Source organism: Streptomyces sp. NPDC002306 (assembly GCF_053593435.1).
In genome coordinates, this window is sequence record NZ_JBSFCK010000014.1 from 15,823 (window position 1) to 27,935 (window position 12,113).

The 12,113-nt window shown below is 72.6% G+C and carries 9 protein-coding genes; 7 read left to right on the top strand and 2 right to left on the bottom strand.

The annotated features are described in order from the left end of the window. The first annotated feature begins 49 nt into the window (after positions 1 to 49). The 7 genes from rsmA (at position 50) to ACWCQK_RS25445 (ending at position 10,180) form a co-directional block, all read left to right on the top strand. Positions 50 to 991, top strand: coding sequence for a 16S rRNA (adenine(1518)-N(6)/adenine(1519)-N(6))-dimethyltransferase RsmA (rsmA, locus tag ACWCQK_RS25415; RefSeq protein WP_451158573.1), 942 nt, complete (start codon positions 50 to 52; stop codon positions 989 to 991). After that, positions 988 to 1,890, top strand: a complete 903-nt coding sequence (locus ACWCQK_RS25420; protein WP_451158575.1) for a 4-(cytidine 5'-diphospho)-2-C-methyl-D-erythritol kinase — start codon at positions 988 to 990, stop codon at positions 1,888 to 1,890. Before rsmA ends, ACWCQK_RS25420 begins: the two co-directional genes overlap by 4 nt. Positions 1,891 to 2,036: 146 nt before the next feature. Continuing rightward, positions 2,037 to 3,392: a HEAT repeat domain-containing protein gene (locus ACWCQK_RS25425; protein WP_451158577.1), complete on the top strand. Its 1,356-nt coding sequence runs from the start codon at positions 2,037 to 2,039 to the stop codon at positions 3,390 to 3,392. Positions 3,393 to 3,435: 43 nt separating this feature from the next. Further along, positions 3,436 to 5,244, top strand: a complete 1,809-nt coding sequence (locus ACWCQK_RS25430) for an ABC-F family ATP-binding cassette domain-containing protein (RefSeq protein WP_451158579.1) — start codon at positions 3,436 to 3,438, stop codon at positions 5,242 to 5,244. A gap of 234 nt (positions 5,245 to 5,478) precedes the next feature. Beyond that, positions 5,479 to 7,308: an outer membrane protein assembly factor BamB family protein gene (locus tag ACWCQK_RS25435; RefSeq protein WP_451158581.1), complete on the top strand. Its 1,830-nt coding sequence runs from the start codon at positions 5,479 to 5,481 to the stop codon at positions 7,306 to 7,308. 85 nt (positions 7,309 to 7,393) lie between these two features. Next, on the top strand, positions 7,394 to 9,229 hold the full coding sequence (locus ACWCQK_RS25440) for an outer membrane protein assembly factor BamB family protein (RefSeq protein ID WP_451158583.1): 1,836 nt from the start codon (positions 7,394 to 7,396) through the stop codon (positions 9,227 to 9,229). A 270-nt stretch (positions 9,230 to 9,499) separates the two neighbouring features. Then, positions 9,500 to 10,180 (top strand): helix-turn-helix transcriptional regulator, encoded by a 681-nt coding sequence (locus ACWCQK_RS25445; protein ID WP_451158585.1) that lies wholly within the window; start codon positions 9,500 to 9,502, stop codon positions 10,178 to 10,180. A gap of 102 nt (positions 10,181 to 10,282) precedes the next feature. On the opposite strand, the gene argG is transcribed toward ACWCQK_RS25445, so the two are convergent. Together argG and ACWCQK_RS25455 are read right to left on the bottom strand one after the other, a co-directional pair. Beyond that, complete coding sequence (gene argG / locus ACWCQK_RS25450; protein WP_451158587.1) at positions 10,283 to 11,731, bottom strand: argininosuccinate synthase; 1,449 nt, start codon at positions 11,729 to 11,731, stop codon at positions 10,283 to 10,285. 66 nt (positions 11,732 to 11,797) lie between these two features. Continuing rightward, complete coding sequence (locus tag ACWCQK_RS25455) at positions 11,798 to 12,112, bottom strand: hypothetical protein (protein ID WP_451158589.1); 315 nt, start codon at positions 12,110 to 12,112, stop codon at positions 11,798 to 11,800. Position 12,113: the final 1 nt, after the last annotated feature.

The following is a 12,113-nucleotide window of genomic DNA, read 5'->3' on the forward strand; positions in this document are numbered from 1 at the left end:
CGGCCGGTGACCGGACCGGGGGCCGCCCGCGGCCCCGTACCCTGGTGCCGTGAGCAGCCCCCCCTCTGACGCCCTGCTGGGCCCCGCCGACATCCGCGAACTGGCGGCCGCCCTCGGTGTCCGCCCGACCAAGCAGCGCGGCCAGAACTTCGTGATCGACGCGAACACGGTCCGCCGTATCGTGCGCACCGCGGGGGTCCGCCCCGACGACGTGGTCGTCGAGGTCGGCCCGGGGCTCGGCTCGCTCACCCTCGCGCTGCTGGAGGCCGCCGACCGGGTCACGGCCGTGGAGATCGACGACGTCCTGGCCGCCGCGCTGCCCGCGACCGTCGCGGCCCGGATGCCGGAGCGCGCCGAGCGGTTCGCGCTCGTGCACTGCGACGCGATGCACGTCACGGAGCTGCCGGGCCCCGCCCCGACCGCGCTGGTCGCGAACCTCCCGTACAACGTCGCCGTCCCCGTGCTGCTGCACATGCTCGACACCTTCCCGAGCATCGAGCGCACCCTGGTGATGGTGCAGTCCGAGGTCGCCGACCGGCTGGCCGCGGCGCCGGGGTCGAAGGTGTACGGCGTCCCCTCCGTGAAGGCCAACTGGCACGCGCAGGTCAAGCGGGCCGGTGCCATCGGCCGTAACGTCTTCTGGCCCGCGCCGAACGTCGACAGCGGACTGGTCGCCCTGGTCCGCCGCGCCGAGCCGGTCCGTACGACCGCCACCAAGCGCGAGGTGTTCGCCGTCGTCGACGCGGCGTTCGCCCAGCGCCGCAAGACGCTGCGGGCCGCGCTCGCCGGGTGGGCCGGGTCCGCCGCCGCCGCGGAGGCCGCGCTCGTCGCGGCCGGGGTGTCGCCGCAGGCACGCGGAGAGGCCCTCACGGTGGAGGAGTTCGCGCGCATCGCGGAGCACAAGACGGGCGTCGAGGCGGAGCCCAAGGCGGGCAGCGGGGCGGAGCCCGAGGCCGGCATCGAGAGCGACGAGGAGTCCGGTCACCAGTGAGCGTCACCGTACGAGTCCCGGCCAAGGTCAACGTCCAGCTCGGCGTGGGCGCCGCGCGTCCCGACGGCTTCCACGACCTGGCCAACGTCTTCCTGGCGGTCGGCCTGTACGACGAGGTCACGGTCACCCCGGCCGACGGGCTGCGGGTGACCTGCTCGGGTCCGGACGCCGGCCAGGTCCCGCTGGACCGGACGAACCTGGCGGCGCGCGCGGCCGAGGCGCTCGCCGCGCGCTACGGCCGTACGCCCGATGTGCACATCCACATCGCCAAGGACATCCCCGTGGCCGGCGGCATGGCGGGCGGCAGCGCGGACGGCGCGGGCGCGCTGGTGGCGTGCGACGCGCTGTGGGGCACGGACGCCCCCCGCGGCGAGCTCCTCGACATCTGCGCGGAGCTGGGCAGCGACGTCCCGTTCAGCCTGGTCGGCGGCGCGGCGCTGGGCACCGGGCGCGGCGAGAAGCTGACCGCCCTGGAGGCCGGCGGGACCTTCCACTGGGTGTTCGCGATGGCCGTGCGCGGTCTGTCGACCCCGGCCGTCTTCCGGGAGTTCGACCGGCTCGGCGCGGGCCTCGACCTCCCCGAGCCGGTCGCCTCCCAGGAACTGCTCGACGCCCTCGCCTCGGGCGACCCCGACGCACTCGCCGCCACCGTCTCCAACGACCTCCAGCCCGCCGCCCTCTCCCTGTTCCCGGAGCTCGCCGCCACCCTGGCGGCCGGCCGGACCGCGGGCGCCCTCGCGGCGCTGGTCTCGGGCTCCGGCCCCACCACCGCCTTCCTGGTACGCGACCCCACGGCGGCGGACGAGGTGGCACGCGCACTCGACGCCTCAGGCACCTGCCGCACCGTACGCACGGCGTCGGGGCCTGCCCCGGGGGCCACGATCGTGCCCCACGCCTGACACTTGGTCCGGCACGCCCCCGCGAAGCCGTCGGCCCGCGGGCCTGTCCACCGGCCTGCCCGTCCGCCAAATCCGCTTGCCGCTCCCGATTCCGCCCGCCTAGGCTCCCCGGCGGCTTCGCCGGAGGCCGGGACGAGGGGGCGGGGATGGGAACGGACGAGCACCTGGCGGTGGCTGTCCGGCGCGGGGACGTGGACGCGGTACGTGACCTGCTGGACCGCGGGGCCGACCCCGAAGCGTGCGACCCGGGCGCCGACGGTCTGCCCCCGCTCTGCCTCGCCGTGGCCGCGTACGACGAATCCGTCGCCGAGGCGTTGCTCGACGCCGGGGCCGATCCGCTGCGGACGCTGGAGGGCGTGCCGGGAGGGGACCCCGGGCTGCCCGGCGGTGACACCCCGCTGACCAGGGCGGTGGACGGCGGCGCCTCGTGGATGGTCCTCGGCCTGCTGCCGGAGGTCGTGCGTCTCGACGCCTGCGCGCGAGCCGGCCTGCTGGCCCGCGCCCGGTACTGGGCCGACGCCGACCTCGGGGCCGAACTGCGCCGAAGGACGGGGGCGGACGGGCCGGTGCGGCGGAGCAGGGCACGGGTCGATCGCTGGTACTGCCACTACGAGCGGTACTCGCTCGGCGGGCAGACCGTGTGGGACGGTCATCCCGGCGTCCTCACCGTCCTGGAGGAGCGCTTCCGGATCCGTACGCCGTTCGATGAACTGTTCGCGCGGGCACTCACCCGCCCGGACCGGGACCACGGTGTCTGGTCCGACGCCGTCGTCCACCTCGCCGGGCGCCGGGACGACGAGACCTGGGCGGCCGCGGAGGCGCTGCGCGATCACCCGGACCGGCTGCACCGCCTCTTCGCCGCGGACCTGCTGCGGTGCCTGGTCATCGGGTTCGCCCCGCCGCCGGACCGGCCGACCGTCGACAAGTCCGCATCCCAGGTGTTCCTGCCCTGGGCCGAGCAGGAACGGGATGCCGAGGTGCTCGCCCTGGTGCTGAGCGGGCTGTCCGAGGACGGCGCCTCGGAGGCCGCCCCGGAGCGCGAGACCGTCGCCCTGTCCTACGTCGGACATCCCGATCCGCGGGTGCGCCGGGAGGTGCCGGACAATCTGCGGCACGAGCGGGAACGCGTGCCGGACGTGGAACTCGACGCCCTGTACACACTGGCGCGCGATCCCAGCCCCGAGGTGCGCGAGCGGGCGGCCGACCGGCTGGCGCACTGCCACGGAGAGGCACCCGGCCTCACCGACGTACTTGCCGGTCTTCTCGACGACGAGGAGCGGGAGATCCGGGTGCACGCCGCCTACGGCCTCGCGCGGCGGGACGATCCGCGCTGCGAGGCGGCCGTCGGCGGGCTGCGGCCGCTCGATGTCGACGGGTGGCCGGATTCCGGCCTCGTACGGGCGATGTGGCGCTACGAGGAACGCAGGGCGGCGCAGACCGGTGCCGGTCGAGGGCATCCTGGGGCCGGCTCCGACCTGCGGGGATCGGCGGGCGACCGGTGAGCACTAGGCTGGGAGGCTGACCGTCCCCCTGCGCAGGAGTGAAATGGCCGTCAACCTGGTCAATGTCGAGAACGTCAGCAAGGTGTACGGCACCCGTACCCTCCTCGACGGCATCTCGCTCGGCGTGTCCGAGGGTGATCGGATCGGGGTGGTCGGCCGTAACGGTGACGGCAAGACCACGCTGATCCGCATGCTCGCCAAGCTGGAGGAGGCGGACTCCGGTCGCGTCACCCACAACGGCGGGCTGCGGATGGGTGTGCTCACCCAGCACGACTCGCTCGACCCCGAGGCCACCGTCCGGCACGAGGTCATCCGTGACCTGGCCGACCACGAGTGGGCGGGCAACGCCAAGATCCGGGACGTGCTGACCGGGCTGTTCGGCGGGCTCGACCTGCCCGGCTTCCCGCAGGGCCTGGACACCGTCATCGGCCCGCTCTCCGGTGGTGAGCGCCGCCGTATCGCGCTCGCCAAGCTGCTCATCGACGAGCAGGAACTGATCGTGCTGGACGAGCCGACCAACCACCTCGACGTCGAGGGCATCGCCTGGCTCGCCGGACATCTGCGCGAGCGCCGCTCCGCGCTCGTCTGCGTCACCCACGACCGCTGGTTCCTGGACCAGGTCTGCACCCGCATGTGGGACGTGCAGCGCGGTGACGTGCACGAGTACGAGGGCGGCTACTCCGACTACGTCTTCGCCCGGGCCGAGCGCGAGCGCATCGCCGCGACCGAGGAGGTCAAGCGGCAGAACCTGGTCCGCAAGGAGCTGGCCTGGCTGCGGCGCGGGGCGCCCGCGCGGACCTCCAAGCCGCGCTTCCGGGTCGAGGCCGCCAACGAGCTGATCGCCGACGTGCCGCCGCCGCGCGACAGCAGCGAGCTGATGAAGTTCGCCTCCTCGCGGCTCGGCAAGACCGTCTTCGACCTCGAGAACGTCACCGTCCAGGCGGGCCCCAAGGTGCTGCTCAAGCACGTCACCTGGCAGCTCGGCCCCGGCGACCGCATCGGCCTCGTCGGCGTCAACGGCGCCGGGAAGACGTCCCTGCTGCGGGCCATGGCCGAGGCGGCCCGTACGGAGGGCGAGACGCAGCCCGCCGCCGGACGCGTCAACGTGGGCCGGACCGTCAAGCTCGCCTACCTCTCCCAGGAGGTCGCCGAACTCGACCCGAAGCTGCGGGTCCTGGAGGCCGTGCAGCAGGTCCGGGAGCGCGTGGACCTCGGCACGGGCCGGGAGATGACCGCCGGGCAGCTGTGCGAGACGTTCGGCTTCAACAAGGAGAAGCAGTGGACGCCGGTGGGCGACCTGTCCGGTGGTGAGCGCCGCCGCCTCCAGCTGCTGCGCCTGCTGATGGACGAGCCCAACGTCCTCTTCCTCGACGAGCCCACCAACGACCTCGACATCGAGACCCTCACCCAGCTGGAGGACGTCCTCGACGGCTGGCCCGGCTCGATGATCGTCATCTCCCACGACCGGTTCTTCGTCGAGCGCACCACCGACCGGGTGTTCGCCCTGCTCGGCGACGCCACCCTGCGGATGCTGCCGCGCGGTATCGACGAGTACCTGGAGCGGCGCCGGCGCATGGAGGAGGCGGCGGCCGCCGCCGCGCCCGCGGCCCCGGCCAGGGCCGCCACGACCGAGAAGAGCGCCGCCGACCAGCGCGCCGCGAAGAAGGAACTCCAGAAGATCGAACGGCAGTTGGACAAGGTCACCGAAAAGGAGGCCAAGCTGCACGCCCAGATCGCCGACAACGCCACGGACTTCGCCAAGGTGGCCGAACTCGACGCCCAGCTCCGGGAGTTGTCCGGCGAGCGGGACGAACTGGAGCTGCGCTGGCTGGAACTCGCCGAGGACGCCTGATCCCCGGTTCGCTCGGAGCGCGCGGCGCGCAGGTCGCGTGAAGGGGGCGTGAAGGCGCATAACGACGGCGTCACGGGCCGGTTCTCCCTTGGGAACAGGGGCGGTCGCACGCCCGTGCGCCGTCGGTGCCGAGTGATAGAACAGAGCCTCTGAGAACTCTCCGAGAGCGACTCTGGGTCCATCGCGTACCTCAGGGCGTGGCGAGAAGTCAGTGAGCGAGGGGGAGACACGCTGATGACGCAGCCGCCCGACCAGCAGCCGCCGCAGGGCGGTTTCGGAGCGCCGCGGGGCGGGCCGTCGTCCGACGGTCCCGGCCACGGCCCCGGTCCGGGCCCCGGTTTCGGCGCGGCTCCGCCCCCGCCGCCGGGACCTCCGCGACCGGGGCACGACCAGCCGCGGCAGCCCGGTCCCTACGACCCCCAGCAGCAGCCGGGGCCGTACGGGCCGCCGCCGCAGCAGCCCGGTCCGTACGCCCAGCCACAGCAACCGGGCCCCTACGGCTCACCCCAGCAGCCGGGCCCCTACGGCTCACCCCAGCAGCCCGGTCCCTACGGCCCGCAGCCCGGCTACGGCTACCCGCCCCAGCCCCAGTTCCCGGGCGCCCCCGGAACCCCGCCGCCCACCGGCTCCCGCAACCCCTTCAGGAAGCGGTCCGCGCAGGTCGTCGGGGCCGTGGTCGTGGCGCTGCTCGTCGTCGGCGGTGTCGTGGTCGCGCTGACGAGCGGCGATGACGACAAGGAGGACAAGGGCGGCAAGGGCGGCAAGCCGGTCGCGGGCAGGAGCGACGACGCCAAGCCCACCGCCCCGGTCGACCCGGGCGACGGCGACGGCGGCGGCGCGGAGGCGGAGGACCTCAACGCGGGCCGCAAGCCCGGCGAGGCCAAGGTGCTCTGGTACAAGGAAGCGCCCGACGCACCCGGCTCCGGCGCCGACGCCCCCGGCATGTGGATCACCGACAGGACCGCGGTGAAGGCGGCCTACAAGGAGATCGTCGCCTACGACGTCGGTGACGGAAAGCCGACCTGGGAGCCGATCACGTTCCCGCAGAAGATCTGCGCGGCCACTCCCGTCAAGACATCCGACGACAAGATCGTCGTGGCGTACATGGACGGCGTCAGCAGCCGCGCGAAGTGCAACCAGCTCCAGCAGATCGACCTGGCCACGGGCGCGAAGGGCTGGACCGCCGAGGTCGCCGACGGCGCCCTGTTCGACAGCGCGATCTCCATCGAGCTGACGCTCGCCGGCGACACGCTGATGGCCGGCCGCTCGCAGTCCGGCACGGCGTACGACGTCCACAGCGGCAAGAAGCTGTTCGACAAGAAGAGGTACGGCACGGACTGCTTCCCGTCCGCCTTCGCCGGCGGCGCGCAGCTGGTCTCGGTGGCGTCCTGCGACGCCACCGGCGCCGGCGAGCACGACGAGGTGCAGGGCCTCGACCCGAGGACCGGCAAGACCCTGTGGACGCAGAAGCTCGACAAGGGCTGGACGGTCGAGCGCGCGTACTCCGTCGATCCGCTCGTGCTCTATCTGACCAACCAGGCCAAGAACGCCTGGAACATCTCCACGATCAAGAGCGACGGCACGTTCCGCTCGGAGGTCGGATTCGACGAGGACTTCGCCCCCGACTGCGGCTGGGCCGTCCTCGACCGCGACCTCCAGGGCTGCCAGGGCGTGGCGGCGGACGCGAACACCCTCTATCTGCCGACCGAGGCCACCGGCGCCAACGAGATCGTCGCGGTCGACCTCTCCACCGGCAAGGAGAAGTGGCGGGTGAAGTCCCCCGCGGACGCGTCGATGCTGCCGGTCCGGATCGAGGGCGGGAAGCTCGTCGCGTACGTCGAGCCGTCGTACGACGCGGGCGGCCAGGTCGTGTCGATCCCCACGACGGGCTCGGCCCGCACCACGACGAAGCTGCTCCAGAACCCGGCGGGCACCGCCCGGATCGAGGGCGGCTTCACCTCCAGGTCGGTCGACTGGGTCGACGGGCGCTTCTACATCTCCTCCACCCGGCTGACCGGGAAGGACGACGCGAGGGAGAAGCTGATGCTCGCCTTCGGCAAGTGAGCCGGACCGGCCGCCGCGCACCCGCCTGCACCGCCGTTCCGCGTTCCCGTCCCCGTCCCCGTCGCGTCCCCGAGGTAGTCAGACCATGACCCAGCCGCCGCCCCCGCCCCCGAACGATCCCCCGCAGCAAGGCGGCTTCGGTCCGCCGCCGGGCGAACAGCCGCCGCAGCAGGGTGGCTTCGGTCCACCCCCTGGCGAACAGCCTGCGCAGCAGGGCGGGTTCGGCCCGCCGCAGGCCCCGCCGCCGCCCGGCTACGGCTACCCCCAGGCTGCCCAGTCACCCGCGCCGCCCACGCCGCCCGGGTACGGATACCCGCAGGCACCCCAGGCGCCTCAGCAGCCCCCCGGGTACGGATACCCCAACGCCCAGCCGGGCGCGTACGGATACGGTCAGCAGCCCGGCCACGGCTATCCGCAGCCGCCGACGACGCCCCAGCCCCAGGCGGGCGGACCGGGCGGCGGCCGCCGCGGGCCCAACGCCCAGCTGCTCATCATCGTCGCGGCCGTCACGGCGATCGCGCTGATCGTCGGCGGCGGCATCTGGTACTCGTCCTCCGGCGAGGACCACGGCAAGAAGGACGACACCAAGGGCTCCAGCGGGGGAACCGGCGGCAAGGGCGGCAAGGGCGACACCGGCGGGTCCTCCGGCGGTTCGGAGAAGGCGCCCGGCGACACCGCCTCCACGCTGCTCTTCCAGGTCCCGATGCCCGTGGTCAAGGACACCAACACCGTGACCACCAAGGGTTCCTGGCTCACCGACAAGGCGTACGTGAAGAGCGGCGCCGCCGAGATCGTCGGCTACGACCCCGACAAGGGCACCAAGTTGTGGACGATCAAGCTGCCCGGCCCGGTGTGCGAGGCCAGCGCGCACGTCACCGAGGACGACAGGACGGCGATCCTCTACGAGCCCGCGATGCCGACCAAGGCCGACCCCTCGCACGGGTGCAGCCAGGTCGCCGCGATCGACCTCGACGCGGGCCGGAAGCTGTGGACGAAGACCGTCGACTCCGGTGACCAGCCCATCACCTTCGACAACGTCACCGTCAGCGCCCACACGGCGGCCCTGGGCAGCACCGAGGGCGGCGCCGCGTTCGACATCGGCTCCGGCAGGCTGCTGTGGTCGCCGAAGACGACCGACACCTGCTACGACGCGGGCTACGGCGGCGGCGCGAAGCTGGTCGCGGTACGCAAGTGCGGCGAGTACGACGACCGCACGCTCGGCATCCAGACCCTCGACCCGGCCTCCGGGAGGGTGATCTCGGAGTACAAGATGGCCAAGGGCATCGAGTACGCCAGCGTCGTGTCGACGGACCCGCTGGTCGTCGCCGCCGACGTCGGCGACAGCGCGGGCGACGGCAGCGGCATCTCGGACTTCTTCTCCATCGACAACCGGACCGGCACACTGCGCACCCGGATCTCGGCGCCGGGCGACGAGTACGCGGCCCACTGCGAAGGCATCAGCAGGATCGAGTACTGCAAGGGCGTCGTCGCGGCAGGCGACCGGCTCTACGTGCCGACCGAGGAGCGCGACGGCACCGAGGCGGGCAGCAGGACGAACGAGATCGTCGAGTTCGACCTGGCGACCGGCAAGCAGACCGGCCGGCGCGCCGACGCGGGCGACGGCTACACGATCTCCCCGCTGCGGATGGACGGCGCCGACCTCATCGCGTACAAGCGGCCGCCCTACGACAAGGGCGGCCGGATCGTGAGCATCGGCGGCGGCGATTTCAAGGAGACGACGCTGCTGGAGAACCCGGCGACGCGGGCCGTGCACGACGCGGAGCAGAGCATGCTCCCCGAATACGCGGAGATCCTGTACGCGCGGGGCCACCTGTACATGTCCCAGGTCTTCGCCAGTAAGTCGTTGACCGGTTCGGGGGACAAGGAGTCTTTGGCGATCGCGTTCGCCACCGGCGGCTGAAGCTTCCCCACCGGGTCCCGCGTTCACGACCCCGTCCCTGCTCAGGGGCGGGGTCGTGCGCGTACCGCTCATCACCCTCGAATGCGAGGAATTTCGGCGATCCGGGGCACTTCTCACGAGTAGGGGGAGCGCAACGTCGAACAAGCGTGTAGCTTCCGGGGGCATGAAGGGCGGGGGTGCCGGGGGGCCCTCTGTCCATGCGGACCAGTGGGCATCCATAGTGGGCATCCATTGGGGGGACTGGGGGGTTGCTCTGTGGGAGTGCGGCTGATGGTGGTCGACGACCACCGACTGCTCGCCGAGGCGCTGGCCTCGGCGTTGAAGCTGCGGGGTCACCGGGTGCTGGCCGCGGCGGCACCGGCCGCCGGTGCGGCGGAACTGGTGATCACCCGCGCGCCCGAGGTGTGCCTGCTGGGCACGGCGGCGCCGGCCGAACCGGGGATCTTCGACCCGGTGATACGGATCAAGCGGGAGCGCCCCCAGGTCGCGGTGCTGGTCCTGGGGCCGGTACCGAGCCCGCGCGGGATCGCGGCGGCCTTCGCCGCGGGTGCCTCGGGCTATGTGCGCCACGACGAACGCATAGAGGGTGTGGAGCGCGCCATCATGAAGGCGCGGTCGGGTGAGGCGGCCGTGGCCCCTCAGCTTCTCCAGGGCGCGTTCAGCGAACTGCTCAACCCGGCGGCCCAGCCCGACGACGAGGGCCAGCGCCTGCTGCAGATGCTCACCCCGAGGGAGATCGAGGTGCTGGTCCGGGTCGCCGACGGCGAGGACACCCGGCTGATCGCGGCCGGCATGGGCATCGCCCCGTCCACCGCCCGCACCCACGTCCAGCGCGTCCTGATGAAACTCGGCGTCGGCTCCCGCCTGGAGGCGGCGGCCCTGGCGGCCCGCACCGGGCTGCTGGACAGAGCGGGCCCGCTTCCGCAGCCGGGCGCGGGACCGGAGTCCTAGAGGATCCCGGTCCCGCGCCCGGCGGTCCCGCGGACAGGCCGCCCGCGGTGGTGGTACGTGCCCGGTCGGCCGCCTCGGGCGGTCGCTTCGGTAGGCCGCCCGTCAGTCGGTGCCGAACTCCATCGCGGCGCGGTCCAGCAGCTCGTCGTCGTCGGAGACCTCGCCGCGGGAGGCGATGGCCTCGGCGCCGCCCTCCGGCATGGTGTCGATCAGTCCGGTCGCCGCCGCCTGGGTGGCGCCGATCAGCTCGGGGTGGGTCGTGCCGACGATGCCCAGGCCCGCGTACTGCTCGAGCCGCGCGCGTGAGTCGGCGATGTCGAGGTTGCGCATGGTGAGCTGGCCGATCCGGTCCACCGGGCCGAACGCGGAGTCCTCGGTGCGCTCCATCGACAGCTTGTCCGGGTGGTAGCTGAACGCCGGGCCGGTGGTGTCGAGGATCGAGTAGTCCTCACCGCGCCGCAGCCGCAGGGTCACCTCGCCGGCGACCGCCGAGCCGACCCAGCGCTGCAGGGACTCACGGACCATCAGGGCCTGCGGGTCCAGCCAGCGGCCCTCGTACATCAGCCGCCCGAGGCGCCGGCCCTCGTTGTGGTACTGGGCGAGGGTGTCCTCGTTGTGGATGGCGTTGACGAGACGCTCGTACGCGGCGTGCAGCAGCGCCATGCCGGGCGCCTCGTAGATGCCGCGGCTCTTCGCCTCGATGATCCGGTTCTCGATCTGGTCGGACATGCCCAGGCCGTGCCGGCCGCCGATGGCGTTCGCCTCCATCACCAGGTCGACCGGGGAGGCGAACTCCTTGCCGTTGATCGTCACCGGGCGGCCCTGGTCGAAGCCGATCGTCACCTCTTCGGCGGCGATCTCGATCTCGGGGTCCCAGAACCGCACGCCCATGATCGGCTCCACGGTCTCCACGCCGGTGTCGAGGTGCTCCAGCGTCTTGGCCTCGTGGGTGGCACCCCAGATGTTGGCGTCGGTCGAGTACGCCTTCGCCGCGCTGTCGCGGTACGGCAGCCCGTGCGCGACCAGCCACTCCGACATCTCCTTGCGGCCGCCCAGCTCGGAGACGAAGTCGGCGTCCAGCCACGGCTTGTAGATCCGCAGATGGGGGTTGGCGAGCAGGCCGTAGCGGTAGAACCGCTCGATGTCGTTGCCCTTGAACGTCGAGCCGTCGCCCCAGATCTGGACGTCGTCCTCGAGCATCGCCCGGACCAGCAGGGTGCCGGTGACGGCGCGGCCGAGCGGGGTGGTGTTGAAGTAGGCGCGGCCGCCCGAACGGATGTGGAACGCCCCGCACGCGAGCGCGGCCAGGCCCTCCTCGACCAGGGCCGCCCGGCAGTCGACCAGGCGCGCGATCTCGGCGCCGTAGGTCTTCGCGCGGCCGGGCACCGAGGCGATGTCGGGCTCGTCGTACTGGCCGATGTCTGCGGTGTAGGTGCACGGGACGGCACCCTTGTCGCGCATCCATGCGACCGCGACGGAGGTGTCGAGGCCGCCCGAGAAAGCGATGCCGACGCGCTCGCCGGAGGGCAGGGAGGTGAGAACCTTGGACATAGAAAGAGTATTCACCCAAGCGCATGATTATGCAACCAGGACAATGCGGGAGCCCTGGCGCACGGGCTACTCGGACGCCTTCTCCTCCTCCGGCGAGGGCGGCGCGGGCGTCGGGCGCAGCTTCAGCCAGACCAGGAAGAACACGCCCAGCAGCAGCATGCCGAGCCCGGTCCACAGATTGATGTCGATGCCCTCGGACTTGTCGAGGGAGGCGTCGGACGGGGAGATCCCGGCGATCGTCACCATGACGCCGTAGACCACGAACAGTCCGCCGATGATGAGGCGCAGGTCGAAGATCCGGGCGGCGGTGGCGGATCGGCCCTCCAGTTCGGTGACCTCGCGCTGGACGTCCTGCTCGGAGTAGTCGTGGTGGTCCGGCATG

Coding starts and splice junctions, on each gene's coding strand:
- ACWCQK_RS25430 (WP_451158579.1), top strand. CDS start 3,436: ATGGCCGTCAACCTGGTCAATGTCGAGAACGTCAGCAAGGTGTACGGC.
- ACWCQK_RS25435 (WP_451158581.1), top strand. CDS start 5,479: ATGACGCAGCCGCCCGACCAGCAGCCGCCGCAGGGCGGTTTCGGAGCG.
- ACWCQK_RS25440 (WP_451158583.1), top strand. CDS start 7,394: ATGACCCAGCCGCCGCCCCCGCCCCCGAACGATCCCCCGCAGCAAGGC.
- ACWCQK_RS25445 (WP_451158585.1), top strand. CDS start 9,500: ATGGTGGTCGACGACCACCGACTGCTCGCCGAGGCGCTGGCCTCGGCG.
- ACWCQK_RS25425 (WP_451158577.1), top strand. CDS start 2,037: ATGGGAACGGACGAGCACCTGGCGGTGGCTGTCCGGCGCGGGGACGTG.
- argG (WP_451158587.1), bottom strand. CDS start 11,731: ATGTCCAAGGTTCTCACCTCCCTGCCCTCCGGCGAGCGCGTCGGCATC.
- ACWCQK_RS25455 (WP_451158589.1), bottom strand. CDS start 12,112: ATGCCGGACCACCACGACTACTCCGAGCAGGACGTCCAGCGCGAGGTC.